This window comes from Nonomuraea longicatena (genome assembly GCF_039525605.1).
GTDB lineage: Bacteria > Actinomycetota > Actinomycetes > Streptosporangiales > Streptosporangiaceae > Nonomuraea > Nonomuraea longicatena.
In genome coordinates, this window is sequence record NZ_BAAAHQ010000001.1 from 33,600 (window position 1) to 60,171 (window position 26,572).

The window sequence follows — 26,572 nt, forward strand, 5'->3', positions numbered from 1 at the left end:
TCGCTGTGTTAGAACCGGTTCTATGGCCGACAACCTTGTCTACCGCCTGCCGCAGTCGTTCGAGACCGTCGAAGAGGAGCGCCGCCATCGCAAAGAGCGCCTGGCGGCGGCTCTGCGGATCTTCGGCAAGTTCGGTTTCGAGGAGGGTGTGGCGGGCCACATCACCGCCCGCGACCCGGAACTCACCGACCACTTCTGGGTCAACCCGTTCGGCATGTCGTTCAAGCACGTCAGGGTCGGCGACCTGATCCTGGTCGACCACCAGGGGAAGGTCGTCGAGGGCCGCCACCCGGTCAACCAGGCCGCCTTCGCCATCCACTCGCAGGTGCACCAGGCCCGGCCCGAGGTCGTCTCCGCCGCGCACAGCCACTCCGTGTACGGCAGGGCGCTGTCGGCCCTGGGTCAGCTCATCGAGCCGATCACCCAGGACGCCTGCGCCTTCTACCAGGATGTTTCCCTGTTCGACGACTACACGGGCGTCGTGACCGACGTCGAGGAGGGCAAGCGCATCGCCGCCGCCCTCGGCTCCAACAAGGCCGTGGTGCTGCGCAACCACGGCCTGCTCACGGTCGGCGACTCGGTCGACGCGGCCGCCTGGTGGTTCATCACCATGGAGCGTTCGGCGCAGGTGCAACTCGTGGCCAAGGCGGCGGGACCGGTCGTGCCGATCACGCCGGAGAACGCCGCCCTCACCCACGGACAGGTCGGCAGCGACCTGCTCGGCTGGATCAACTTCCAGCCGCTGTACGACCAGATCGTCCGCGAGCAGCCCGACCTGTTCGAGTGATCCCGTCCCAGGAGGCCCGGCGGCGCGGGGACGGCGAGCCGTCGGGCATCCTGGTCGGTGATGAACGACGAGCTTGAACTCATGGTCCTGCCCCTGGTGCTGCGCCTGGAGCGGGTCGCGCCGCCCGAGCGGGCCGACGCCCTGGAGGCCGCCGCGAAGGCCGTGCTGAGCCTGCTGGCCGAGCCCGGCGACTGGGCGGGGGAACTGGGCGCCTGGCAGGCCAGCGGGCGCATCCGCAAGGTGGTCAGGCGGGCGCGCGGCGCCGAGTGGCGGCGGGTGCTCGACCTGCCGGGCCGGACGATCGAGCACGGGACGGCGCAGGTGCGCGTGCACCCGCCGGTCCCGCTCGACGGCTGGCCCAAGGACCTGTCCAGGCTCCAGGTGTCGGGCACCGACCTGGCCGACACCCGGCCGCCCGGCCCGCCGCTGCCGGTGGTCCTGTGGGAGAACCCCGGCCTGGCCATGACGGCGGGCAAGGCGATGGCGCAGGCCGGCCACGCCGCCCAGCTCGCCTGGTGGGCCAGCCGTCCGGCGGAGCGCGCGGCCTGGTACGAGGCGGGCCTGCCGCTGTCGGTCCGCACGGCGGACAAGGAACGGTTCGCCGACCTGGAGAGCCGTCCGCTGCCGGTGGTGCGCGACGCCGGTTTCACCGAGATCGCGGCCGGCTCGGTCACGTTCGTCGCGGAGGCGCCCTGGCTGTAGCGCGTTCTCGATCGTTCTAGATCGGGATGACGTCGGCGTACACCCCGCCCTCCGGCGTGAGCCGGTTCGGCGCCGGGCTGTCGTAGACGACCATCAGCTTGTCGCCGTCCAGCACGGCCAGCCCCTCGGGATGATCGCACCCGACCCCGTACGGCAGTTCGGCCACGACCTCCAGGTCGTCGGCGTGCACCACGCCCTCGTGCCGCTCCTGCCGCCACCGCACCACGCGGACCGGGCCGTCGAGGTCCATGCTGGGCCCGGTGAGCAGCAGCAGGTCCTCGCCGTACGGGCACAGGTCGCGCACCCCGAGCCCGTGAAGGTCCAGGAAGTGCTTGCGGTACGGCCGCCCCAGCCGCATCCTGCCCCCGCCCGCCGACTCCGGCGCGATCTCCAGCACCACCGCCCAGCCGCGCAGCACCGGCCCGCGCAGGCCGAGGAACACCCGCCGCCCGGTGACGGCGATGCCCTCGACGTCCAGCCCGTTGTCCTTGCCCGGCAGTGCCAGGAACGGCGCCAGGTGCTCGTCGCCCGCCAGATGGGCGGCGAGGTTGTCGGCGCCGCTGAGGATCTCGCCGCGCCCCGGATCGCCGGTCACCGGGTCCAGCGGCAGCCGGACCAGTACGAACCGGTTCTCCTCCCGCAGTACGGTGGCCAGCCGCCGGGCCGCCTTCACCGGGTCGCGGGACTTGGCCTTGCGCCGTTTGAGGCTGTGCGAGCCGACCAGCCACAGGTGCCCGTCGGCACGCGCCAGCCCTTCGATGTCCGCCTCGTCGTGCGGGCCGGCGGGCAACTCGACGTGGTCGGCGAGATGGAAGGTGCGCTGAGCGTCGTAGCGCTCGCCGTTCCAGGCGAGGTGCTCGACGGTGGCGGTCTCGTCACCGGCCAGCCACAGGCCGGTGCCGTCGTGCCGTACGGCCGACAGGTTCGTGTGGGTGAGCGTCTCCCGGGAGTCGGGACGGAAACGGAGTTCCACCTGATGCACTACGTCATGATGTCACTTCGACAGCTTCTTGCACGCGATGGCGGGATATGTCGTACGCTCCCGTCGTGCTCGATGGGGAAGAAGGGACCAGAGGGTCCCGCGTGAGAACGGCGCCGACGGCGCGAACTGCTTCCCCGCCCAAGCGCTCCCGCATCGGCGACCTGCGGATGCGGGACGTGTACCGGGGAATCGTGGTGGCCCTCGCCGTGGCGGCGGTGGCCGCCGGGATCTTCCTTGTGTACCCGTCGGGGCCGGACGAGGTCGCGGCCCGGCCGGTCGCCGCGCCATCGGCCGTGCCCGCCACCTCGTCCGAACCTGCTCCCTCAGCCTCGCCCGCCGCGACGGTTCCCGCGGCGGTTCCGGCCACGCCGTCGCCCACTGCCACCCCCACCATCGCTCCCGGCTACACGGCGATGGAGGCGCTGGCCGCCGACCGCCGCCTGCCCAAGCTCACCCGCAAGGTCAAACGCACCTCGCTGCCCGCCCCGGCCAAGCGCGTGCACCGCGACAAGCGCGCGGGCGTCGCCGTACCGAGGCTCGGCAAGCCGTGGAAGACGTTCGGCGCGGCGCCGTTCACCAGCAAGCAGGTGCTGCCCAAGCCGCGCGGCCGGGCGCAGCGCGGCCTGCTCGTCACCTGCCCCCTGCCGATCGAGGAGCAGCGCTCCGCGCGCGACACCGCCCTGCTGGCCGCCCGCTGGTCGCTCAACCACCACCCCGAGGGCGCCAAGGTCCGCTGGCTGGCCTCGCAGCGCGTCAAGGGCGGCTGGGCGCTCATGTACCGGGTCGTGTACGGCAAGCGCCAGTCGGTCGCCGCCGTGGTCGTCGTGGACCGCAAGGGAATGGACCGGCCCGCCCTGGCGTTCGTCTCGGTGCCGGACACGCACCGACGTCAGTGGCGCGACGTCAAGCGCGTGATCTCCGGGATACGTGTTCTAGGGTAGAGATCATGATTGCGGCGATTTCGGGGAGTGACGCCGTGGAACGCTCGGGGCCTCCTCAGGAGCCGGACAAGAACAGCAAGAAGCCGTGGCGGGCCGAAGGGCTGCCGGGCACGTCCGGCGGCGGGCGCCCGAAGATCAACTGGTGGCGGTTCGTCGTCACCCTGCTGGTGGTCTACGCCGGATTCTTCCTCGTGTCGTCGTTCTTCGACGAGGAACCGGTGGAGACGATCTCCTACACCGAGTTCATCAAGCAGGTCACCGGCGGCAACGTCAAGGACATCTACGCCGAGGGCACCTCGGTGCAGGGCGACCTCAAGGCCGCCGCCACCGACCCCGACGACAGCAAGCAGTACACGAAGTTCGAGACCGAGATCCCGGTCTTCGCCAACACCGACCAGCTCTCCCAGCAACTGTCCTCGGCGGGCGTCGTGATCAAGGCCACCCCCGTCGGCGGGCGCGGCCTGTTCGTCAACCTGCTGCTGTCGCTGCTGCCCGTCCTCCTGCTCGCCGGCCTCTGGATCTGGATCATGCGGCGCGGCGCCAGCCTCATGGGCGGCGGCGGCCTCGGCGGGCTCGGCAAGTCCAAGGCGGCCAAGCCGGTCGAGAGCTCCAAGGTCCGCGTCACTTTCGACGATGTCGCGGGCATCGACGAGGTCGAGAACGAACTCGTCGAGGTCGTCGACTATCTCAAGGACCCGGCCAAGTACCGGCGCCTGGGCGCCAAGCTGCCCAAGGGCGTCCTGCTGGCCGGGCCGCCCGGCACCGGCAAGACCCTGCTGGCCCGTGCGGTCGCGGGCGAGGCCGACGTGCCGTTCTTCTCCGCCAGCGCCTCCGAGTTCATCGAGATGATCGTCGGCGTGGGCGCCTCCCGCGTGCGCGACCTGTTCGAGGAGGCCCGCAAGGTGGCCCCCTCGATCGTCTTCATCGACGAGATCGACGCCATCGGCCGGGCCAGGGGCGGCGCCTCCGGCATCGGCGGCCACGACGAGCGCGAGCAGACGCTCAACCAGATCCTCACCGAGATGGACGGCTTCTCCGGCGCCGAGGGCGTCATCGTCATCGGCGCCACCAACCGGCCCGAGGTCCTCGACCCCGCGCTGCTGCGTCCCGGCCGCTTCGACCGCACCGTGCAGGTCGGCCTGCCGGACGCCTCCGGCCGGACGGCGATCCTCCAGGTGCACACGCGCGGCGTCCCGCTTTCCACCGAGGTCAGCCTCGACCGGCTGGCCAAGACCACACCCGGCATGACCGGCGCCGACCTCGCCAACCTGGTCAACGAGGCGGCCCTGCTGGCCGCCAAGCGCGGCAAGGACAAGGTCCACAGCGCCGACTTCGCCGACGCCCTGGAGAAGCTCCAGCTCGGCGCCGCCCGCAGCATCGTGATGCCCGAGGACGAGCGGGTCCGCACCGCCTACCACGAGGCCGGCCACGCGCTGCTCGGCATGCTCCAGCCCGGCGCCGACCCGGTGCGCAAGGTCTCGATCATCCCGCGCGGGCGGGCCCTCGGTGTCACCCTGTCCACCCCCGACACCGACCGCTACGCCTACGACGAGAAGTACCTTCGCGGCCGCATCGTCGGCGCCCTCGGCGGGATGGCCGCCGAGCAGGTCGTCTACGACCTCATCACCACCGGCGCCGAGAACGACCTGGAGCAGGTCACCATGATCGCTCGGGGCATGGTGGGCCGCTGGGGCATGTCGGAGAAGGTCGGGCCGCTCACCATCCTGCCCAACGACGGCCAGCGGCCGCAGGCTTCGCCCGCGACCCTCGCCACCGTGGACGAGGAGGCGCGGCGCATCGTCGACGAGTGCTACGAGGTCGCCGTCCGCATACTGTCGGCCAACCGCGACAAGCTCGACGCCATCGTCCAGGCGCTCCTGGAGCACGAGACGCTCGACGAGGCCGGGGCGTACGCGGCCGCCGGGGTGCACCGGGCCGTCGAGAGCAACGGCAAGGCACCCATCGGGCCCGCCCCGCTGCCCACCCCGAGGGCCGGCGAGGAAGGGCGCGCACCGGGCGAGGGCAGCGCGTAGTCGTCACGGCGGCCCGGCCGTCGGCCGGGAGTGCCGGCGCTCGACAGAGGGCCTTCCGGTACGGCGGGGCGCGGGTGGCCGGGCCTTGCCGTACAAGGGGCTCTGTTTGGACTAAACAGGAAGTACCTCGACAGAAGGACGGGTAGGTCCGGTCGGACAGCACCGATCCGGGGGGACCTGCCGTGTCACTCAACGATGAGCTACTCGCCCAGCTCGGCGAGTCCGGCCTCCAGCAGGTCGCCGGGCTGCTCGGCACCGACACCGCCACCGCGCGCAGCGTCGTCGAGGCCGCGGCGGGCGCCATCACCGGCGGTCTGGCCCGCAACGCCGAAACCCCCGACGGCGCCCATGCCCTGCACGGCGCCCTCGACCGGCACGTCGACGCAGACCCGTTCACCGGCGACGTCGCGACCCTGTCCAGGGACGGCGAGTGCATCCTCGGCCACGTCCTCGGCTCCCAGGGCACCGAGCGGGCCGCCACCGGCCTGGCCCGCTTCGCCGGCGTCGACCGGGGCACCGTCGCGAAGCTGCTGCCGCTCATCGCCCCCATGATCATGTCGCTGCTCGCCGACCGCGCCGCCCGGCGCGGCATGGACGCCGGAGCCGTCGCCGACGACCTCGACCGAGAGCAGTCCGCGATCCGGGACGGCGGGCTCGGTGACATGCTGGGCGAACTGCTCGGCGGCATCTTCGGCGCCGAGTCCGCGCCCCGAGGGCACCGGCGGCGCGCCTCCAGCCCCGACTGGTGAGCCTTCCCCGCAGGAAGGGCGCGGGAGCGTGCCGGTAGGCTTAGCCCATGATCGTCCTCGCCTCCGCCTCACCCGCCCGCCTGGCCCTGTTGCGCACCGCCGGGCTGGATCCCAAGGTGATCGTGAGCGGCGTCGACGAGGACTCCTACACCGCCTACACCCCCGCCGCCCTCAGCCTCGTGCTCGCCCGCGCCAAGGCCCGCGCCGTCGCGGCCGACCTCGACGAGGGCCTGGTCATCGGCTGCGACTCCATCCTGGAACTCGACGGCAGGCCGTACGGCAAGCCGGGCACCCCGGAAGAGGCCGCAGACCGCTGGAAGGTCATGCGCGGCCGCACCGGCCGCCTGGTGACCGGCCACTGCGTCATCGACGTCGCCACCGGCAGGGAAGCCGCCGAGACCGCCACCACCGTCGTCAGGTTCGGCCGCCCGAGCGAGGCCGAGATCGCCGCCTACGTCGCCTCCGGCGAGCCGCTCAACGTCGCGGGCGCCTTCACCATCGACGGCAGGGGCGGCTGGTTCGTCGAGGGCATCGACGGCGACCACGGCAACGTGCTCGGCATCTCGCTGCCGCTGGTCCGCACCCTGTTCGAGGAGCTCGGCCACTCCATCACCGACCACTGGAAGTGACCCGGGACCCCTCGCGGCAGCCGCGCGGTCCGTGGGGCACCATGGACATGTGCTACTGATCGACGTGGTCCGGGTGTCCGAGGCGGTGACGCGCACCTCCGCACGCCTCGGCAAGGTGGGCCACCTGGCCGAACTACTCGGCCGGGTCGGGCCGGACGAGGCCGAGATCGCCATCGCCTACCTGTCCGGCGAACTGCCGCAGCGGCAGGTCGGCGTCGGCTGGCGCACCCTCCAGGAACCGCCGCCGCCCAAACTCGCCGCCACCGCCACGCTCACCGACGTCGACGCGCGCCTCACCCGGATCAAGGCCGTCTCCGGCCCCGGCTCCCAGGCCGTCCGCAAGGACCTCGTCACCGCCCTGTTCGCCGCCCTGACCAGCCAGGAGCAGTCCTTCCTCACCCGGCTGCTGGCCGGTGAACTCCGGCAGGGCGCCCTCGACGGTGTGATGATCGAGGCCGTCGCCAAGTCCTCCGGCGCCCCGCCCGCCGACGTACGGCGGGCGCTGACGCTGCGCGGCTGGCTGCCCGCCGTCGGCGCGGCGGCGCTCGCGGGCGGCGTCGAGGCGCTGCGCGCCTTCCGGCTGGAGGTCGGCCGTCCCGTCGCGCCCATGCTGGCCGGCAGCGCGCCGGACGTCGCCACCGCCCTGCAGAAGGTGGGCGCGCCCGCCGCCCTGGAGTGGAAACTCGACGGCGTCCGCGTCCAGGCGCACCGCTCCGGCGACGACGTCCGCGTCTTCACCCGCACCCTCGACGACATCACCGCCCAGGTGCCCGAACTGGCGGAAGCCGTCCTCGGGCTCCCGCACCTCGACCTCGTCCTCGACGGCGAGGTGATCGCGCTGCACGACGACGGCCGCCCCCAGCCGTTCCAGATCACCGGCGCCCGCGTCGCCAGCAAGCTCGACGTGGCCGCCCTCCGCGAGACGACGCCGCTCAGCGTCTTCTTCTTCGACGTCCTGCGCCTCGACGGCCGCGACCTGCTCGACCTGCCGTACGAGCAGCGGCACGAGATCCTCGCGCGCGCCGTCCCGCCCGCCCTGCTCACCCCGCGCCTGGTCACCGACGACGCGGGCAAGGCGCAGGAGTTCTTCACCGACGTCGTGCGCTCAGGGCACGAGGGCCTGGTCGTCAAAGCCCTCCCCTCCCCGTACGCCGCGGGCCGCCGGGGCGCGGGCTGGATCAAGGTCAAGCCGCGCCACACCCTCGACCTGGTCGTCCTGGCCGCCGAATGGGGGCACGGCCGTCGCGAGGGCAAGCTCTCCAACCTGCACCTCGGCGCCCGCGACCCGGACACCGGCGGGTTCGTGATGCTCGGCAAGACCTTCAAGGGCCTGACCGACCAACTGCTCGCCTGGCAGACCGAACGCTTCCTCGAACTCGCCGACGGCCCCACCGACGGCTGGACCGTCGTCGTGCGGCCGGAACTCGTCGTGGAGATCGCCTTCGACGGCGTGCAGCGCTCGCCCCGCTACCCCGGAGGCATGGCGCTGCGCTTCGCCCGCGTCCTCCGCTACCGCCCGGACAAGCGCGCCGACGAGGCCGACACCGTGGAGACCGTCCGCTCCCTCATGCTCTGAGCCCGTGCGCCTTTGAGGTGAAATCCCGGTGCGGTGCGGATGGCCGCTCTGGCACCTTGAGTCGATGATCTCCACGGAGGAGTGCAACCGTGCTCGCGCCGAGTTGCGGGAGCCGTCCGATGGCGACGCCTTCCGGTGGGCCTTCCAGACCCTGCTCGACGCCGACGACCTCGACGCCGTCTGCGCGGCACTGGACCTCTACCAGGAATGGCACGCGTTCACCCGGCACGGCGCGGACAATCCGTACGAGCCTTACGCCGACACCGTGCGCGAGGTCGCGCGCGGCCTGCTTCGCGCGGAGGACACCGGCGCCACCCATCAGAGCGCCTTGAACGCCATGCTGAGCCTCGCCGAGGCCGAGGACGCGGACCTCATCGCCGCCGCCCTCGGGAACGACGACCTGCGGCAAGACGCCTGCTTCGCCGCCTCGTCCGTCCTGATGGACACGGAAGGGCCGAGCCCCAGGCTGGAGGCGGCGCTGTTCGCCGTCGTCCTCGACAGCACCCTCGACATCGGAGAGCGGGAGTTCGCCCTGGTGGCTCTCTGCGACTCCGACACAGCCGACGACCTGCTCGTCCGCGCGAGCGAGTCGGACGAGCTCCGCCTCCAGGTCGTGGCGGCGTTCGCGCTGGCGACACCCCGCCGCATCCGGGTCCACCGGGAACGGGTCGCGCGCCTGGCCGCGTCCTGGCCGGAGGACGCGGGATTCTACGCGCGCGAGGTCCGCGAGAGGCTCGCGGGCTTCCACAGCGTGTACTGGACGTCGGCCCGGCTGGATGATCCCCGGTTACGGCGCGCGCACGAGGAACTGATGTTCCCCGCCGACGACGAGGGCTGTCTCCAGGCGTTCCTCACGCTGCTGCGCAGCGGCGACACCGTCGCCGTGGGTATCGCCCTCGACCACTACCGGGCGTCCGAGGGCCTCCGATGGACGCTGCTCGACGAGTCGGCCGCCGAGCGGCATCTGCCCGAGGTGCTGGGCCGCGCCCGTGCGGTGCTGCGGCGGCCGCCGTCCCCTGCCGCTCTGAACCCGGAGTACGGCGTGGGCGCCGACCACCTGAGCGCCCTGGACACGATCGGCGTCCGGCACGCCGGACCCGGCGACGCCGGTCTGGTCGCCCACCTCATCCGTAGCGCCGCGACGGACTCGATTCGCGGCGAAGCCGTCTGGATGGCGTACGGCGTGCTGGGTGCGGCCAAGGCGCCTGAGGTCGTCGCTGCCCTTCGCGACCTGCTGTTCGACCCGGACCCCCGCTGGACGGGGGTGCGGGATCGCGCGGTCCGCGTGCTGGCCGAGAAGCTCGGGCCGGAGGCCGACGAGATACTGCTGCGGCTGGTGCGCGGCGACAACAGGGCGGCGCAGGGGTGCGCGGTCTACCACCTGGTCGGCGCAGGAGGGCTGGACCGGCATCGGGACCTGCTCGTCGAGATCGCCGAAGGCTGGGGGAACCGGGCACCCGCCAGTCCCGGGGACGGAGATCTCGCCGAGATGGTGCTCGGGGGCCCGCACAGCACCCACTGGAACGGACACCGGCTCGCCGACCCCGACCTGCACCTGGCCCACCGCGAACTCCGGCGGCCCGCCTCGGACGCGGCGCTGGCGCGCGCGTTCCGGACCCTGCTCGGCAGTGACGACCCGGCAGCCGTGGGGATCGCCATGGACCACTGGGCGCACGCAGGCGGGCACCTGCGCCGCCTCGACGCGCAGGGGAGGGCGCTGGTCCTCGACCGGGTCCGCGAGGTGCTCCCGCAGCCGCCGACCGCGGCCTCGCTGGGTCCGGACGGTGGTCCCGGGGCCAACCATCTCAGCGCGCTGGACGCCCTGAGGGTGTCCGGGGCGGCCGAGGTGGCGGGGCTTGTTCACATCCTGCGTACGGCGGTGGGCGGTCGTGTGCGGCAGGCGGCGGTCGACACGGTGAGTTCACTGCTTGAGGAGGCAGGGGAACTGGATCCGACGCTGGTCGAGGCGTTGGCGGACCTCGCGTGCGACGGTGGCGCCCCGATCGAGATCCGGGTCGGCGCGGTGTGCGTGCTGGGGGAGGTGCCCGATGGTGAGGGCGCGCTGGTGCGGGTGGCGGCTTGCCCCGAGGCGGACGTCCAGGTCACTGCCGCTTACGCGCTGAGTCGGTCGGAGGCGCATCGCGAGGTTGTCGAGCGGTTGGTCGCGAGCTGGCCCGCCGAGTGGGATTCGTGGGAGGTGCGGTCGATCCGCGAGCGACTCGGGTGACCCATCGACTCGGGTGACCGCCCCATCGGCTCGGGGCGCCTCATGGGGCGGATGACCGACCCAGCGACGCGGGCTGCCTCATGGGGTCGGGTGCCCCAGCGACTCGGGCGACCGACCCATCGGCTTGGGCTGCCTCATGGGCTCGGGTGGCTCTCGTCGGCTCGGGTACCCCATCGACTCGGGGGAGACTTCGTGTGCCTTGTCGGGTTTTGGTGGCTTTTGGGGTGAGTGTGGCGTGAGTGGGATATATCACCAAATTGTGGTTTAAGTTGCCTTTACTTGGGCTTTGTCACGTGTGTTCGCGGCAGTGCGAGGGCGACCTGCCCGCGCTCCCGTGGCGGGATCGGCGTACCCCCTTCTACCTGGCCTTTCCCGCGTCATGTCCCCGATCTAGGACCGTGGTCTCCCTTGGGTCAGCACTCCTCCCCGTCTCCCCGTGCCCGTGACGCAGCCTCGGGCAAACGCCGGTGGATCGCGGTCGCGGCCGGAGTCGCCGCCATCGCCGCCGCCTCTACAGTGGGGCTGGCGGCTATGACCGACTCCCAGAACGCCACCGCCATGAACCTGCCGCCCGGCCACCCGTCGAACCCGGCCTCCGCCGGGGTGCCTGCTGGCGGGGCACCCCCCCGCCGGTGACCTTTCCTCCGGCGGCGCCCCTTCGTCCGCCGACGGCCCCCAAGCTTCTGGCGCTGCCCCGGGTGTTCCCGGCACTCCAGGTGTTCCCGGCGCTTCGGGCGTTCCCAGTACTTCGGGTACTCCGGGGGGTTCGGGTGTTCCCGGGGCTTCGGGCGTCCCCAGCGCTTCGGACGTTTCGGGCGCTGAGCCCACCGGCTCCGATTCAGGAGGCGGTACCGGCGAAAACGGTTCTGACGAAGCCCGTTCTGGCGGTAGCACCGGTGAGGCCGCCGCTCCCGAGGGTTCCGCCGCCACTCCGGGGAACAAGCCGAGCAAGGCCGCCGAGCCCGTGGCCGCTTCGGCCCCGAAGAAGACCAAGCCCCGGGTGCTCTCCTCGGGTCGCTGCGGCGCCTCCTTCTACAGTGATCCTCAGATGACCGCCAGCGGTGAGCGTTTCAACCCGTCGGCGATGACCGCCGCCCACAAGAGCCTCCCGCTCGGGAGCCGCGTCCGCGTCACGAACCCCGCCAGCGGCGACTCGGTGACCGTACGGATCAACGACCGTGGTCCGTACGTGGGGGGTCGATGCCTCGACCTGTCCCGCGCCGCCTTCGCCGCGATCGGCGACACCGGGCGTGGTGTCATGAGCGTCAAGTACGAGGTCCTCGCCACCTGAATCGTGGAACGATCCAATCGGTCACCGAGGGATACGGCCCTCATGCGTCAGGCGGACAGCGGGCCGGTTCGGCGCAGACCCGAAACGCCACGACCGGACCTGCACGCCGTAACCGCCCAAGTGGTCACCACGACCACGCATCGCAGAACGCATCTCCTACTCATCGCAGAACGCGTCCCCGCTTGTTGATCGACCAGCCCCGGGGTGTGGCCTGCCTCGTGGCTGAGTACAGGCGGTGCGGAGCCGGACCACCGCTGGTGCCACGGTCTGCGCCCGGCCGGAGCCAACGCTCACGCGGTGACCGGACGAGGGTGGAAGACCGCCCACCTCGCTTCTTGTCGTCCGGCTGCCGGATTCCACGGTGACGGTTGGAGCTCCACGGTGACGGTTGCCAGGCGCCACCGTGACGACTGTCGGGCTCCATGTGAGATCTCGAAGCGGTGACCTGGTTCGGTTGCGCGGCTACTTGAGGAGGCGGACGGTCAGCGGGTATCGGAAGTCGCGTTCGGTCAGCGCCGCGAGCCCGCCCGCGATCGCGAGTACGAAGGCACCGACCAGGACGATCGGCACCAGCACGAGGCCCACGATGGTGATGGGCAGCAGGACGGTCGCGCCGAGTACGGTCAACTGGAAGTTCAGGGATTCGAGCGCGTGGCGCCGGATGTAGGGCGAGGTCTTCGCGCCGGTGACCAACAGGATCAACGGCCCGATGATCGGCAAGCCGATCAATGGCAGCAAGTGGGCGGCGGAGGCGCCCAGTCGTTCGCCGCTCTCGGTCGGGCCGAGCCGGGCCTGGGAAACGCCCTGCGGGGCCATGCCGTGAAGATTGGCGGCCGGGCGGGAACCGTACAGCTCTGTCATGATCGGCATGAGGTCGGCGTGCGTGCGCGCGGTCATCGCCCGATCCAGGCGATCGTCGAACTCGATCTTGTCGAAACGCCCCTCCGCGTAGGCGGCTTTGACGTGCTCGACGACATGCTCACGGTCCTGATTGCTCACACGCACATGGGACTGGGGCATCTCCCCAGCCCTGCCCGGGGGTGTGGATGCCCCTGCCATCGCAGTCATGCCTCTCCCTCATCTCGTACGGTCTGCATCCATGCTGCCTCCTCCCGCCGGAACATGGGCATCGGGAGAAACCCCGATGTCTCCCTGAGAAGACGTCCGACGCAACAGGGGCCGAGCGGATATAAAAAGGAGTTATGAGATGGCGAGACCGCTATGGGCTTCGGCGTTTGCGTGGCCCGAAGGTCGCGAAATTCGACCGGGAAGCCACGGACGCCGATATTGAAGCACTCATCGACTTCGCCAAATCCCGGCGCGGGGTCGAGTTCTACGTCGAGCCCGAGACGTTCGCGACGGACACGACGGCCGTGGCCGTGGCCGACGACGGCGAGTGGACCCGACGGCGGGTGGGTTCGCCCGCGGTCATCCACAAGGTCGCACGGAATCTGGCGCTTCCCGTGTACGACGTCCAACTGACCGGGTATCCGCCGCGCATGCGCGCCTACAACGAACGCCGCCGCCAGGAACCGGGCGGCAGCCTCTGATTCCATCGAACCACTCGACCGTCAACCGTCGAATCCATCGGACACCCCAGGAGGATCGCTCCCACCGAGCATCCGGCCACCCGTAGTTCCTGCCCGGCATCTGGCTACCGGTCACTCCTGCCGAGCATCCGGCCCCTGGCCGCTCCTGCCCGGGATCCGGCCCCTGGCCGCTCCTGCCCGGGATCCGGCCCCTGGCCGCTCCTGCCCGGGATCTGGCCGCTGGTCGTTCTTACCGAGCGTCCGGCTACCGGTCGTTCCTGCCCTGCATCTGGCCGCTGGTTGCTCCTGCCGAGCGTCCGGCTACCGGCCGGCGCCGGTCGACGGCGGGCACCGACCGTCGGCGGCCTGATCCACCGCGCCCTCACCCCGCGCCTGGGCACGGCCCGTCGTGTCGTACCTCGCCCCGGGTCCTCTGGGGCGGCACCCCCAGTACCCTGCATTGGCACCCGCAGCTCCGCCCCGTGTTGGCACGCACCTGCGGGTGTCGTGCGCTGGCACCCGCAGCTCCGTGCGTTGGCATGTGCGGGTGTTGTGCGTGGGCACCTTCCGCCCCGTGTTGGTACGCACCTGCGGGTGCCGTGTGCTGGCACCCCCAACTCCGTGCGTTTCGCACCTCCGGGTGTCGTGCGTGGGCACCCGTAGCCCCGTGCGTCGGCACCTCCGGGGGTGTGCGTTGGCATACCGGTCTCGGAGGTCGGCGAGCCCGCTGCACGACGGATGGCCCGCTGCGCCGGCTCACCGGGCTCGGACAGGCACGTGAGGATCGTGCGGCGGCCGGTCACCTCGATGACCGTCCCGGCCGCCCCCACCCCTTTACCCGGCGCGGGCAGGCCGGTGGCAGGTCGGCGACCTTGGCCAGGCGGAGGGTGAGTCGGCTCGTGAGTGCCCTCGGGCTTGGCGAGGTGGAGGGTGAGCCGACTCGTGAACGCCCCCAACCGCCTGAGGTCGCCGCAGGGGTGCTGGTTCGTGTGTGGGCCGGGTGTGGGGTGCCCGGGTCGGGCCCTGGGCGGTCAAAGGGCGGGGGTTCGCGGCGCGGGGATGTCGGGCGGGTCGTCGAGCAGGGGGAACAGAGGCAGGAGCCACGAGGCGCGCGGGATGCCCATCGTGCGTTCGAGGTCGGCCGGGGTGGGGAGGCGGTCAGCGAGGAGGGTGGGGGCCAGGAGGTTCTGCAGGGCGTGCATGAGCAGGTTGGCCATCGAGTAGGAGGGGTCGATGGCCAGGGCGCGTTCGAGGGCGATGACGGCCAGGACGCTGTCTCCGGTGCGCCAGCTCGACATCGCCAGCAGTGAGGCCACGGCAGGGACGAACGGGGGCTCGAGGCGGCGGGTGAGGTCTCTCCACAGGCCGGCGTGGGAGTCGTCCATCAGGGTCCACGCCTCGTCGCGGACCCTGATCACCGCCAGGTCGAGGCCGAGCCTGGCGGCTTCCGCGTCGTCGAGGCGGCCCCCTGCGGCATGGACGGCCAGCGCGGCGCGGACGCGTACCAGACCCTGGGTGACGAACTCGCGGGCGAAGCGGTCCGGGTCGGCGGCCTTCGCGAACCGGGAGCGGACGGCGGCGACGGCGGTCGCGGTCGCGTTGCGCATGGACAGGCGGACCGGGCCCGTCAGAGGGGACAGGGTGCCTTCGAGCGCGGCCCGGTCGGGGAGCGCGACCATGCCGTGGACGGTGGCCTCGGCGGCCACACGGCTGGTGGCCGGATCGTACGGTGTGCCCTCGGGCGGGCAGCACTGGGCCAGGTCGCAGACGTAGGACCAGTAGCGTCCGCCGTGGCAGCGCAGCGCTTCGCCGACCTGGACGCCGAGTCGGGCCGCCAGTTGCCCGGCCTGGTCGATGGCGGGGGTGACCTGGGGGCCGTCGCCGTACCCGATGAGGATGACCTCTTCGATGCGCTCACGGGTGAGGGCGGGCTCCAGCGGGAGCAGGGCCTGGGACGGGAGGGGGAGATTCCAGCGGGCGGCCAGTTGCACCTGGTTCTGCACGATGCCGAGCACGATGAGGCTGGCCGACGGGTGGAAGCCGACGAGGTAGGGCACTGCGGCCAGGACGTCGGCGGGGGAGGCGAGGGTGAGTCGGGCGGCGGAGGTGTTGACGCTCATGGGCATGAGGGTGCCCTGGATGGGCGGGGTGCGGAGGAGGGAGGGCGGGGTCTGTGGACGATGTCCTGTGGGTGTCTCGTGGGTTGTGGACGACTGGCCGGACGTCCGGGCGAGGATTCGGTGGTGGGCCGGCCACGTAGGTTGAGGGTGCAGGTCGGAGACTCACGGCAGGACGCCGGGGGGTTGGCGGCTCATGGTGGGAGGTTGGGGGCTCACGGCAGGACGCCAGGGGCTCATGCTGGGGTCGAGGGGTCGAGGGGTCGAGGGGTCGAGGGGCCGAGGGCTCACACTCATGAGGTGAAGGCTCCAGGCCCGAACCGGCCCCACGCGATGAAGGCCGCGATGACGAGGTAGAGCACGTTCACCGCCACACCGGCGGCCTCCCTCCGGCGGCCGTGGGTGATCGTTCAGGGTACGACCTCAAGACACCGCGCGCCCGTACGGTACGACAGTCTCAGTCGGCGGACGCGGCGACCGGCGCCAGCCGGTCGCGGACCAGCAGCGCGGCCCCCGCCACCGCGACGGGCATGGCGATCACCGCGATGAACGGCAGCAGGAACAGCAGGAATGCCACGACACCGAAGCCCAGCGTGGCCGGCTTGTTCGCCCGGAGGAGGGCGAAGCGCTCCTTACGCCGAAGTCCCCGGCGTTCCAGCGACAGCGTGGTCAGCTCCACCGCGAGGAAGAACCCGGACACCGCCGCGCCGAGCACCGGGACCACCGTCTGGCCGAACACCGGGATGAAGCCGAGGAAGAACAGCGGCAGGCTGAACAGGACGACCCAGCCGAGCGTGACCAGGCTGTCCTTGATCGACCGGGGGAGGGTCCGCCACCAGGGCTGCTCGTCCTCGTCGTCGAGGGGGTCGGCGGCGGCGGAGAGCTTCTCGTAGAAGGGCTCGCCGATCGTGAGGGTTACGGCGGCGAAGGTGACCACGGCGAGGGCCAGGCCGCCCGCGAACAGGACGACGCCGATCATCACCCGGAACGCGTCGCGCCAGCTCCAGGTGTCGGCGAACGGGGTCATCCACTCGGCGAGGTCCATGGCGTTGGTGCCGAGGAAGACCAGCGCGGCCGCGTAGACGACGAAGGCGATCAGCGCGGGTATGAGACCGAACGCCCACCAGCGTCCGTTGCGCGCGGCCCACCCCAGTCCCTGGAAGAAGAAACCCGCGCCGCCGAAGAAGTCCCGCACAACTCGCATGACCGGCATGCTAGCCAACCTGGGGCCGATCGCCGATCCGAGCGGGTTGAGAGGAAGTGGAAATCTCGTCGAGCCGGTCCGGCGTCGCCTGAGGGGTACGGCAGTACAGCGTGCACGGGCCTGGTCGGCCGGGTCAGCGGGCACCTACGTCGTATGGACGCGATGCCCCGCAGTGCCGTTCATGAGGACCGTGGGTCTGCACGCGGCTATGACGCACGGACGCGAAGCCCTTCGGATCGCGGCAGGGGGGACGCCGAGCGCGCGCGGGAGCCGGGTTCAGTGGTGCGTGCCCACGAGGCCCGTGCGCCGACGCCGTACGAGCGAACGCCGGTCATGAGCAGGGTGGACGGGCTCTCGGAGGCGGAGCTCCTGAGCCCGTCCCGACGTCAGCGGACCCCGATCAGGTCGACGACGAAGATGAGGGTCTCGCCGGGCTTGATGCGCGGCCCGGCACCCCGGTTGCCGTAGCCGAGGTGCGGCGGGATGACGAGCTTGCGGCGTCCGCCGACCTTCATCCCGGCCACGCCCTGGTCCCAGCCCGCGATCACGCGTCCCCCGCCCAGCGGGAAGGAGAAGGTGTCGCCCCGATTCCACGACGCGTCGAACTCCTCGCCCGTGGAGAAGGAGACGCCGACGTAGTGGACGGTGACCTCGTGTCCGGGCTTGGCCTCGTCGCCGGTGCCCACGACGAGGTCGACGATCTCAAGCTCGGCGGGCGGGTTGCCCCCAGGGAAGTCGATCTCCGGCTTCTCGAGTGCCACGAATGCGCTCCTGATGGTTGACAGTGGTTGAACCTGTCGAGGATATCGGCGGTCACCAGCTTTGATGGAGCGGCATGCCCTCGGTGTAGCCGGACGACGACTGCACGCCGACGACCGCCCGCTCGTAGAACTCATCGAGCGTGGTGGCCCCGGCGTAGGTGCAGGCCGACCTGAGCCCGGCGACGATGGCGTCGATCTGGTCCTCGACACTGGGCCGCTGCGGGTCGAGGTACATGCGGGAGGTGGAGATCCCCTCCTCGAACAGCGCCTTGCGGGCCCGGTCGAAGGGGCTGTCCTCGGCGGTGCGCAACCGTACGGCCCGCGCGGAGGCCATGCCGAAGTTCTCCTTGTACTTGCGTCCGTCGGCGGCGGTGCGGGTGTCGCCGGGAGACTCGTACGTCCCGGCGAACCAGGAGCCGATCATCACGTTGGACGCCCCGGCGGCCAGGGCGAGGGCCACGTCGCGCGGGTGGCGGACGCCGCCGTCCGCCCAGACGTGCCTGCCGAGCGAGCGGGCTTCGAGGGAGCATTCGAGGACGGCGGAGAACTGGGGGCGTCCGACGCCGGTCATCATGCGGGTGGTGCACATGGCGCCGGGCCCGACGCCGACCTTGACGATGTCGGCTCCGGCAGCGACGAGGTCGCGCACGCCCTCGGCGGTCACGACGTTGCCCGCCGCGACGGGCACGCCGGGGTCGAGCGCCCGTACGGCCCGCAGCGCGGAGATCATCTTGTCCTGGTGCCCGTGGGCGGTGTCGACGACGAGGACGTCCGCCCCGGCTTCGAGGAGTTCCTTGGCCTTCGCGGCGACGTCGCCGTTGACGCCGACGGCGGCGGCGATCCTGAGCCGTCCTGAGCCGTCGAGCGCGGGCTGGTAGAGGGTGGCGCGCAGTGCGCCGGTGCGGGTGAGGATGCCGACGAGGCGGCCGTCGCCGTCCACGATGGGGGCCAGCCGGTGGCGGCCCTCGTGGAGGCGGTCGAAGGCGGCGCGCGGGTCGAGCCCGGCGGGCAGGGTGAGCAGTTCGGCCGACATGACCTGGTCGAGCTGGGTGTACATGTCGACGCCCTGGCAGTCGGCCTCGGTGACGACGCCGATGGGCCGGTTCTCCCAGTCGACGACGATGACGGCGCCGTGCGCGCGCTTGGGCAGCAGCGTGAGGGCCTCGCCGACGGTGTCGTGCGGCGTGAGCGTGAGCGGGGTGTCGTGGACGAGGTCGCGCTTCTTCACCCACTCGACGACGTCGGCGACGACGTCGATGGGGATGTCCTGCGGGATCGCGGCGATGCCGCCGCGCCTGGCCACGGTCTCTGCCATGCGGCGGCCCGCGACCGCCGTCATGTTGGCGACGACGAGGGGGATGGTGGTGCCGGTGCCGTCGCCGGTCGAGAGATCGACGGCGAGCCGGGATCCGACCGCGGAGCGCGACGGGACCATGAACACGTCGCTGTAGGTCAGGTCGTGGACCGGCGTAAGGCCGTTGAGGAACTTCACGTTCGTTCATCCTATGCGGTTGCCGGTCAAGACCGGCCATATGATCTGCCTGGATGCTTATGGGGGTAGGAGGAGCATTGGACCTCGCCGAGCGCGGTGAGCTGCTGGTGGTCGGCTATGCCGTACGGACCACGAACGCCGACGAGACGGACCCGTCGCGCGCCCGCCTGGGGACGCTGTGGCAGCGGGCGGGGGCCCCGGGGGCGTTCGCGCACGTGCCGGGCCGGGCCGACGAGAACCTGTACGCGGTGCTGACCGACTACGAGAGCGACCACCACGGGGCCTACACGCAGATCATCGGCATCGCGGTAAGGACCGTGCCAAGACTGCCGGAGGGCATGGTGGCGGTCCGGGTCCCGGCGGCCCGCTCGCTGCGCGTCGAGGCGCGCGGTCAGATGCCGCAGGCGCTCCTTGAGGCGTGGCAGCGGGTGTGGAAGCACACCGAGTCCGGCGGCACGCCGCAGCGCGCGTTCACGACCGACCTGGAGGTTCACCACGGCGACGGCGCCGACCTCTACGTGGCGGTGTAGCCGAGGGCGTCCATGGCCGCGTCGACTCCGACGCGGCGCAGGTCGGCGGCGGGGACGTCGCCGTGGACGAGCGCGCAGTCGGCGAGCCCGCCGAGTGCGACCGTCGAGCGGATGACCTGCTCCGGCGGCGGTTCGGCGCCGAGAAGGAGGGCGGCGACCCGCTGGCGCCAGGCGAAGACCCTGTCGACGGTACCGAACTCGGCGAGCGCGGCCAGTTCCTTCACCAGGAGCAGGTAGGCGTGGCGGTGCCGGTGGTGGAAGTCGAAGTAGTCCGCCAGGATCTCGCGCGCGCCCCGGTTCCCGGCTGACTCCATCGCGGCGATCCGGTCCTCGGCGTCGTCGATCAGTGGTTGCACGATGCTGCGCACGAGGACCTCGCGCGAGGCGAAGTGGTAGTAGAGCGCAGGCTTGGTGATGCCGAGCTGGTCGGCGATGTCCTGCAGGCTCGTTCTCTGGATCCCCTTGGTCAGGAACAGCCTGAGCGCCGTCTCCTGGATGCGGGTCTTGGTGTCACCGGCTCTTGCCATGCTCTCGATTATGGCTTACCTTCCGTTAAGTAAGCGAACTTACCTACCGTTAGGTAAAAACATGCGTGTACTCATCTCAGGGGCCAGCGTCTCCGGCCCGCTGCTGGCGTACTGGCTGAACAGGTACGGGTTCGACGTCACCGTGGTCGAGCGGGCGCCCAGCCTGCGCAAGACCGGGGGCCACGGGGTGGACCTGTTCAGCCCGGCGATGGAGATCATGGACCGGATGGGCCTGGCCGAGCGGGTGAAGGCGGCCGAGACCGGGACCAGTTCCCTCGTCTACCGTCGCGAAGGCCGCCGCCCGGTCAGGGTGGAAATGAGCCGGGTCTTCGCCGCGGTCTCGGACAGGCACGTCGAGATCATGCGGGACGACCTCAGCGAGATCCTCTACGAGCACACCCGCCACGACGTCGAGTACGTCTTCGGCGATTCCATCGCGGAGATCACGGGCGACGGCGAGGTGCGCTTCGACAGCGGCTCCGCCCGTCGTTTCGACCTGGTGGTCGGCGCGGACGGCCTGCACTCCAACACCCGGCGCCTGACCTTCGGCCAGGTGCGGGAGGAGTGGATCGGCGCCTATCTGGCCGTCGCCTCCGTGCCCGACCACCTGGGCCTCGACGGCGAGATGGACACCACGATCAGGCCGGGCCGGATGGCGGGGATCTACTCCTCGCGCACGCTGCCCGACGCCCGCGCGTTGTTCCTGTTCTCGACCGACGAGCCGCTCGACTACCACTACCGCGACGTGGACCGCCAGCGGGAGCTGCTGCGCGAGGCGTTCGCCGGGATGGGCGGGAATGTGCCGAAGCTGGTCGATGCGGCCGCGCGGGCGGAGGTCTTCTACTTCGACGAGATCTCGCAGCTGCGCATGGACACCTGGTCGCGCGGCAGGGTCACGCTCGTCGGCGACGCCGCCTACTGCCCGGGGCCCGCCGTCGGCGGCAGCACCAGCCTGGCGGTCGTGGGAGCGTACGTGCTGGCGGGCGAGCTCGCCGCCAACGGCGGCGACCACGAGCGCGCCTATCCCGCCTACGAAAAGGAGATCTTCGCGTACGTCCAGCGAAGCCGCGCCATGGCGCTGAAGGGCGTCAGACGCGTGATCCCGAGGACCCGGTCCGACGTTCTGGCACTGACCACCACCCTCCGCCTGGTCAATGTGCTGCCGCTCGCGGTGAACCGCGCCCTGGCCCGGCTGGGTTCCGGCACCATGCGCCCGCACGACGGCGTCGTCGTGAAGGACTACCGGTTCACGGGCTGAGCACGCCCGCGTCGCGCAGCTTGCGGGCCTCGGCCTCGGGCAGCCCCCACGGGGCCAGGTCGAGGAGCGGGGCGGGCGGCGAGAGGTCGGGAAGGTCCACCCCCAGGAGCCGGGGCGCGGGCCTGGGCTGGCGCCCCTCGCCCACGTAGGACTCGCGCGCCACGTTGTGCGGGTGCTCCAGCGCCTCCGTCATCGACAGCACGGGCGAGACGCAGGCGTCGGAGCCCTCGAACACCGACTCCCACTCGGCCCTGGTCCGCGACCGGAAGGCCGCCTCCAGCCGGGCCCGCAGGGCGGGCCACTGGGCGCGGTCGTCGCGGTCGGGCAGGTCGGTGAGTCCCATGCGGGCGACCAGTTCCGCCCAGAACTGCGGCTCCAGCGCGCCCACCGCCATGTACTGCCCGTCGGCGGTCTCGTACGTGTCGTACATCGGGGCGCCGGTGTCGAGCAGGTTCGTGCCGCGAGGACCCCACAGGCCGCCGCGCGCCGCCTGCGCGAACATGGCGAACAGGATCGAGGCGCCGTCCACCATGGCGGCGTCGATCACCCGCCCCTTCCCGGTGCGCTCGCGCTCCAGCAGGGCCAGCAGGACGCCGTAGGCGAGCATCAGCCCGCCTCCGGCGAAGTCGCCGAGGATGTTGACGGGCGGCGTGGGCCGCTCGCCCGCGCGGCCCAGCATCGACAGCACCCCGGAGATCGCGATGTAGTCGATGTCGTGCCCGGCCGTGGCGGAAAGCGGCCCGTCCTGCCCCCAGCCGGTCATACGCCCGTAGACGAGGCGGGGGTTGACCGCGTGGAGGTCGTCGGGGCCGATGCCGAGCCGTTCGGCCACCCCCGGCCGGAACACCTCGATGACGACGTCGGCGTGCTTGGCGAGTTCCTTGAACGCGCGCGCGCCCCCGGGCGATTTCAGGTCGAGGCCGATCGTGTGCTTGCCTCTGTCCATGACTGTGCTCGCCCCTGGGCCGCCGCCTGCCGTGGAGACGGCGGCGGCTCGCGCGCGGTCCACGCGCAGCACCTCGGCGCCGTGGTCGGCGAGCATCATCCCGGCGAACGGGCCGGGGGCGAGCCCGGCGAGTTCGAGCACCTTGACTCCGCTCAGCGGACCCTCACGCGTGGACATCCCACCAATAGAACAACATTCGGTACGCTCTGGCAACCATCCTCCGCAGCGATCACCGGGTGCCGGAACCCCAGGTATGGAAAACTTGCCCACTGTTGTGGAGGTTCGACATGGTTTCGGAACAGCTCGTCGCTCGGCGGTACCGGTTACTGCGCGAGCTTGGACGCGGCGGCATGGGCGTGGTGTGGGAGGGGCAGGACACGCTCCTCAACCGGCCGATCGCGATCAAGGAAGTGCTGCTTCCCCCGGGGGTGCCTAAGGCGGACCAGGAACGCCTGCTCCTGCGCACGACGCGCGAAGCACGCACGGCGGCACGGCTCAACCACCCGGGCGTCGTGGCCGTCTACGACGTCGTCGAGGAGGACGGCCGCCCATGGATCATCATGGAACTGGTGCGCGCGCCCTCTCTGGAGGACGTCGTCGTCACCACCGGCGCCCTGCCCGTCAGGCAGGCGGCGGACGTGGGCAGGCAGGTGCTCTCCGCCCTGCGCGCCGCCCACGCGGAGGGGATCCTGCACCGCGACGTCAAACCGGCCAACATCCTGCTGGCCGACGACGGCCGCGTGGTCCTCACCGACTTCGGCATCGCGGTCGCCGACGGTGACCCCGCGCTGACCGCCACCGGGCTGGTCACGGGCTCGCCCGGCTTCCTCGCCCCGGAACGGGTGCGCGCCGACGAGGCGGGCCCCGCCTCCGACCTGTGGTCGCTCGGCGCCACCCTGTACGCCGCGATGACCGGCCGCTCGCCGTTCGAACGCGGCGAGGCGATGGCGACGCTCACCGCGCTGCTCAACGAGGAGCCGGACTACCGCAGGATCCCGCCCGCGCTGCACCCGGTACTGAAGGGCCTGCTGCGCAAGGAGCCGCAGGACCGGCTCGGCGCGGAGGAGGCCGACCGGCTGCTCGGCGAGATCCTCGCGGGCAAGCGCCCCGCGGGCGCCGAGGAGCGCCAAGAGGGTAGGGGCGGGGGCAGGGTCAAGGCCATCGCCGCCGTCGCCGCGTTCACCGTGACGCTCGCGGGCGGGGTCGCGGCGTACATGGGACTCAGCTCGGAGCCCGCGCGGACCACGGTCGCCCAGCGCGCGGCGAGCAGTCCCCTGCCCGTCAGCGCGAGCGCGCGCCCGGCCGGGTCCCCGACGCCCACCGCGAAGGCCACGGCCACCCCCACTCCCACCTCCACACTGCCCCGCACGAGTATGCCCGTGCGGCCGTGGACCTCACCCGACGGCTGGTCGATCGCCCGCCCCATGGGCTGGCGAGGAGCCCGTGGCGCGAACTCGACCGAGTGGACCCGCCCCGACCGCGCCGGGCACCTGTCCGTGGAGGAGAGGTACGCCACGGGGGATCCTCGCCAGACCCTGCGCGACTTCGAGGAACTGCTCAAGGAGGGCGGACAGGAGGTCGCCACCGTGCGCCGGGGCGCGGTCAGCCACCGGGGACAGCGCGGCGTGGAGTGGGAGTTCACCTGGACGGCCGCGGACGGCGGACCCGCCCGCTGGGCCCGCGCCGGTCAGACCTACCGAGGGGTCAAACGGGCGTTCGCGGTCGGCGAGACCACCTACGTGCTGTCGTGGACGGTCTCGGAGAGCCAGTGGCAACGCCACCGGCAGCTCATGCGGACGGTGATCGGGAGCTTTACAGTGGGCGGATGACGCCCTGGAACCTGCTCGCCCTGCCGCCGCTGCCGGAGGACCTGCTGCGCGCGCTGCTGGCGCCCCTGGGCGAGCGGGTCCTGGTGCGTGTGCCCGCCCGTCGCGACCGCGAGGCGCTGCTCGCGGCCCTCGCGGACGCCGAGATCGTCCTCGGCGACTGGTCGGGCACCCTCGCCATGGACGCGGCGGCCGTCGCCGCCGCCCCCAGGCTGGCCTTCGTGCAGCAGCCCGCCGTCGGCGTCGACGGTCACGACCTCGACGCCCTCGCCCGCGCGGGCGTGCCCCTGGCCAACACGGCGGGAGTGAGCGCCACCGCCGTCGCCGAATGGTGCGTGGCCGCCGCCCTCGCCCTCGGCCGCCGGCTCCTGGCCGCCGACGCCGCCGTCCGGGCGGGCCGGTGGCCCCAGCAGGAGCTCGGGCCGCGCGAACTGGCCGGATCGCGGGTCGGCATCGTCGGGTACGGCCCCATCGGCGCCGAGTGCGCGCGGCTGTTCCGGGCCTTCCGCTGCGAGGTCGCCTACTGGACCCGCACCCCGCGCGAGGACCCAGCCTTCACCCCGCTCGACGAACTCGTCGCGACCGCCGACGTCCTCGTCGTGGTCATCGCGCTGTCCGAGCGGACCAGAGGGCTGATCGACCCGCTCGCCATGAAGAGGGGCGCGCTCCTCGTCAACGCCGCGCGCGGCGGCGTCGTCCGCGAGGACACGCTGACCGCCGCCCTCGGCGGTCATCTCGGCGGCGCCGCCCTCGACGTCTTCGACACCGAACCCCTGCCCGAGGGGCACCCCCTGCGGGCGGTTTCCGGCGACCTGGTGCTGTCGCCGCACGTCGCCGGGGTCACCGCCCAGGCCACCGGCCGCCTGATCGAGGCGGTGCTCGCCAACCTCGCCGCAGCCGTCTCCGGAGCGCCCGTGAAGGACGTGGTCAACGGCCTTCCAGGCATGATCACCAGGCACTTTGGCGGTTCGCCCTCCACGTAACGGTTTCACCTGCCACTATGAACAGTTTTCGTGTCTTTAACGACCCCGGTCTGTTCCATGGGTTTCCTGAGAGATACGGTCTTACGGACGATCTCTACATAGCTCCAGGGGGTGAACCGTGCCGACATCGATGTCGACACACCAGCGGGCCGTAGAGCAGATCCGGCAGTCTTACGCCGAGATTCCAGGGGGCTCGGCGCCTCGACTGGCCAAGGCCACCTCGAACCTGTTCCGGTTCCGTGATCAGGGAAAGACGGCCAAGCTCTCGGCACGAGACCTCGACGAGGTCATCAGCGTCGATCCCGACACGATGACCGCAGAGGTCCAGGGCATGACGACGTACGAGCATCTGGTGGACGCCACTCTGCCACACGGGCTCATGCCGTACGTCGTGCCCCAGCTGAAGACCATCACGCTCGGGGGAGCGGTGACCGGTCTCGGTATCGAGTCGACCAGTTTCAGGGACGGCCTGCCGCACGAGTCGGTGGAGGAACTCGAGATCCTCACCGGCGACGGGCGCATCGTGACCGCGCGCGACGACAACGAGCATCGCGACCTGTTCCGGGCCTTTCCCAACTCGTACGGCACACTCGGGTACGCGCTCCGCATCAAGATCAGGCTCAAGCCGGTCCAGCCGTACGTGCAGCTGACGCACCTGCGGTACACGGACGCCGACAAGTGCATGGCCGCCATGGCCGAGATCTGCGAGAGCATGCTGCACGAGGGCGAGCAGGTCGACTTCGTGGACGGGGTGTACTTCAGCCCCGACGAGATGTACGTGACGATCGGGCGTTTCGCCGACCGTGCCCCGTACGTCTCCGACTACACGGGTATGCGGATCTACTACCAGTCGATCCGGAAGCGCAAGCGCGACTGGCTGACCGTCCGCGACTACTTGTGGCGGTGGGACACCGACTGGTTCTGGTGCTCGCGCGCCTTCGGCGTGCAGAAGCCGGTGGTGCGCTCGCTCATGCCGCGCCGCTACATGCGCTCCGACTTCTACCGCAGGCTCGTGGCGCTCGACCGCAAGTACGGGTTCACCGCCCGCGTCGATCGGTGGCGCAACCAGCCGGTGCAGGAGGCGGTGATCCAGGACGTCGAGACCCCGATCGAACGGGGCGCCGACTTCCTGCGCTTCTTCCAGGACAAGGTGGGCATGACGCCCGTCTGGATGTGCCCGCTGAAGTCCGGCGGCCGGTGGCCGCTGTATCCGCTGGAGCCCGGCAGGCTCTACGTCAACTTCGGGTTCTGGGGCCTGGTGCCACTGCCCCGGGGACAGTTCGACGGCTACTACAACCGGCTGATCGAGAACACGGTGCACGAGCTCGACGGGCACAAGTCGCTCTACTCCACCTCGTTCTACGCCCGTGAGCGGTTCTGGCAGCTGTACAACGGCGATGCCTACTGGCCGGTCAAGCGGGAATACGATCCGGAAGGACGCCTGCTTGACCTGTACGACAAGTGTGTGCGGGGAAGGTGAGT

Annotated in this window: 23 protein-coding genes; 15 read left to right on the plus strand and 8 right to left on the minus strand. The window is 71.4% G+C overall.

The window, feature by feature from the left end; genetic code table 11:
• Positions 1 to 22: 22 nt before the first annotated feature.
• Entirely contained in the window at positions 23 to 787 is a 765-nt protein-coding gene (locus ABD120_RS00220; protein WP_343947535.1) for a class II aldolase/adducin family protein, read from the plus strand.
• Between the two features lie 60 nt (positions 788 to 847).
• Positions 848 to 1,489 carry a peptidyl-tRNA hydrolase gene (locus ABD120_RS00225; protein ID WP_343947536.1) on the plus strand — a complete coding sequence of 214 codons (642 nt, stop codon included), beginning with the start codon at positions 848 to 850 and terminating at the stop codon, positions 1,487 to 1,489.
• A gap of 16 nt (positions 1,490 to 1,505) precedes the next feature.
• On the opposite strand, the gene ABD120_RS00230 is transcribed toward ABD120_RS00225, so the two are convergent.
• Entirely contained in the window at positions 1,506 to 2,462 is a 957-nt protein-coding gene (locus tag ABD120_RS00230) for a DUF3616 domain-containing protein (protein WP_343947538.1), read from the minus strand.
• Positions 2,463 to 2,572: 110 nt separating this feature from the next.
• Between ABD120_RS00230 and ABD120_RS00235 the strand changes: the two genes are divergently transcribed.
• The 7 genes from ABD120_RS00235 (at position 2,573) to ABD120_RS00265 (ending at position 11,917) form a co-directional block, all read left to right on the plus strand.
• A complete protein-coding gene (locus ABD120_RS00235; protein ID WP_343947539.1) occupies positions 2,573 to 3,412 on the plus strand; it encodes a hypothetical protein in 840 nt (279 codons plus the stop codon).
• Positions 3,413 to 3,417: 5 nt separating this feature from the next.
• The gene (gene ftsH, locus ABD120_RS00240) at positions 3,418 to 5,445 is read left to right on the plus strand and encodes an ATP-dependent zinc metalloprotease FtsH (protein ID WP_343947540.1); all 2,028 of its coding nucleotides are present in this window, start codon (positions 3,418 to 3,420) and stop codon (positions 5,443 to 5,445) included.
• A 182-nt stretch (positions 5,446 to 5,627) separates the two neighbouring features.
• Complete coding sequence (locus ABD120_RS00245; protein ID WP_343947541.1) at positions 5,628 to 6,194, plus strand: DUF937 domain-containing protein; 567 nt, start codon at positions 5,628 to 5,630, stop codon at positions 6,192 to 6,194.
• Between the two features lie 47 nt (positions 6,195 to 6,241).
• Positions 6,242 to 6,823, plus strand: coding sequence for a Maf family protein (locus ABD120_RS00250; RefSeq protein WP_343947542.1), 582 nt, complete (start codon positions 6,242 to 6,244; stop codon positions 6,821 to 6,823).
• Between the two features lie 49 nt (positions 6,824 to 6,872).
• Positions 6,873 to 8,399, plus strand: coding sequence for an ATP-dependent DNA ligase (locus tag ABD120_RS00255; RefSeq protein WP_343947543.1), 1,527 nt, complete (start codon positions 6,873 to 6,875; stop codon positions 8,397 to 8,399).
• A gap of 64 nt (positions 8,400 to 8,463) precedes the next feature.
• Entirely contained in the window at positions 8,464 to 10,626 is a 2,163-nt protein-coding gene (locus tag ABD120_RS00260) for a hypothetical protein (RefSeq protein ID WP_343947544.1), read from the plus strand.
• A 1,048-nt stretch (positions 10,627 to 11,674) separates the two neighbouring features.
• Positions 11,675 to 11,917: a septal ring lytic transglycosylase RlpA family protein gene (locus ABD120_RS00265; protein WP_425563909.1), complete on the plus strand. Its 243-nt coding sequence runs from the start codon at positions 11,675 to 11,677 to the stop codon at positions 11,915 to 11,917.
• Between the two features lie 462 nt (positions 11,918 to 12,379).
• On the opposite strand, the gene ABD120_RS00270 is transcribed toward ABD120_RS00265, so the two are convergent.
• On the minus strand, positions 12,380 to 12,916 hold the full coding sequence (locus ABD120_RS00270) for a DUF1707 and DUF4870 domain-containing protein (protein WP_343947546.1): 537 nt from the start codon (positions 12,914 to 12,916) through the stop codon (positions 12,380 to 12,382).
• A 203-nt stretch (positions 12,917 to 13,119) separates the two neighbouring features.
• On the opposite strand from ABD120_RS00270, the gene ABD120_RS00275 reads away from it, so the two are divergent.
• Entirely contained in the window at positions 13,120 to 13,467 is a 348-nt protein-coding gene (locus ABD120_RS00275; protein WP_343947548.1) for a hypothetical protein, read from the plus strand.
• 1,010 nt (positions 13,468 to 14,477) lie between these two features.
• On the opposite strand, the gene ABD120_RS00280 is transcribed toward ABD120_RS00275, so the two are convergent.
• The 4 genes from ABD120_RS00280 to ABD120_RS00295 form a co-directional block, all read right to left on the minus strand.
• Positions 14,478 to 15,566 carry a DUF4192 domain-containing protein gene (locus ABD120_RS00280; protein WP_343947549.1) on the minus strand — a complete coding sequence of 363 codons (1,089 nt, stop codon included), beginning with the start codon at positions 15,564 to 15,566 and terminating at the stop codon, positions 14,478 to 14,480.
• A gap of 454 nt (positions 15,567 to 16,020) precedes the next feature.
• Entirely contained in the window at positions 16,021 to 16,767 is a 747-nt protein-coding gene (locus tag ABD120_RS00285) for an EI24 domain-containing protein (protein ID WP_343947550.1), read from the minus strand.
• A gap of 386 nt (positions 16,768 to 17,153) precedes the next feature.
• Positions 17,154 to 17,528, minus strand: coding sequence for an FKBP-type peptidyl-prolyl cis-trans isomerase (locus ABD120_RS00290; protein WP_343947551.1), 375 nt, complete (start codon positions 17,526 to 17,528; stop codon positions 17,154 to 17,156).
• A 52-nt stretch (positions 17,529 to 17,580) separates the two neighbouring features.
• Positions 17,581 to 19,020, minus strand: coding sequence for a GuaB1 family IMP dehydrogenase-related protein (locus tag ABD120_RS00295; protein WP_343947552.1), 1,440 nt, complete (start codon positions 19,018 to 19,020; stop codon positions 17,581 to 17,583).
• Positions 19,021 to 19,073: 53 nt separating this feature from the next.
• Between ABD120_RS00295 and ABD120_RS00300 the strand changes: the two genes are divergently transcribed.
• Positions 19,074 to 19,550 (plus strand): GyrI-like domain-containing protein, encoded by a 477-nt coding sequence (locus ABD120_RS00300; protein WP_343947553.1) that lies wholly within the window; start codon positions 19,074 to 19,076, stop codon positions 19,548 to 19,550.
• Here ABD120_RS00300 and ABD120_RS00305 read toward each other — a convergent pair.
• Positions 19,535 to 20,077 (minus strand): TetR/AcrR family transcriptional regulator, encoded by a 543-nt coding sequence (locus ABD120_RS00305; RefSeq protein WP_343947554.1) that lies wholly within the window; start codon positions 20,075 to 20,077, stop codon positions 19,535 to 19,537. The genes ABD120_RS00300 and ABD120_RS00305 overlap by 16 nt on opposite strands.
• A 61-nt stretch (positions 20,078 to 20,138) precedes the next feature.
• On the opposite strand from ABD120_RS00305, the gene ABD120_RS00310 reads away from it, so the two are divergent.
• Positions 20,139 to 21,335 (plus strand): FAD-dependent monooxygenase, encoded by a 1,197-nt coding sequence (locus ABD120_RS00310; protein WP_343947555.1) that lies wholly within the window; start codon positions 20,139 to 20,141, stop codon positions 21,333 to 21,335.
• On the opposite strand, the gene ABD120_RS00315 is transcribed toward ABD120_RS00310, so the two are convergent.
• Positions 21,325 to 22,458: a CaiB/BaiF CoA transferase family protein gene (locus ABD120_RS00315; protein ID WP_343947557.1), complete on the minus strand. Its 1,134-nt coding sequence runs from the start codon at positions 22,456 to 22,458 to the stop codon at positions 21,325 to 21,327. The two genes, ABD120_RS00310 and ABD120_RS00315, sit on opposite strands and share 11 nt — an antisense overlap.
• 110 nt (positions 22,459 to 22,568) lie before the next feature.
• On the opposite strand from ABD120_RS00315, the gene ABD120_RS00320 reads away from it, so the two are divergent.
• The 3 genes from ABD120_RS00320 (at position 22,569) to ABD120_RS00330 (ending at position 26,570) form a co-directional block, all read left to right on the plus strand.
• Entirely contained in the window at positions 22,569 to 24,110 is a 1,542-nt protein-coding gene (locus ABD120_RS00320) for a serine/threonine-protein kinase (protein ID WP_343947559.1), read from the plus strand.
• Positions 24,107 to 25,090 carry an NAD(P)-dependent oxidoreductase gene (locus ABD120_RS00325; protein ID WP_343947560.1) on the plus strand — a complete coding sequence of 328 codons (984 nt, stop codon included), beginning with the start codon at positions 24,107 to 24,109 and terminating at the stop codon, positions 25,088 to 25,090. Before ABD120_RS00320 ends, ABD120_RS00325 begins: the two co-directional genes overlap by 4 nt.
• 130 nt (positions 25,091 to 25,220) lie before the next feature.
• Positions 25,221 to 26,570: an FAD-binding oxidoreductase gene (locus ABD120_RS00330; protein WP_343948232.1), complete on the plus strand. Its 1,350-nt coding sequence runs from the start codon at positions 25,221 to 25,223 to the stop codon at positions 26,568 to 26,570.
• Positions 26,571 to 26,572 lie beyond the last annotated feature (2 nt).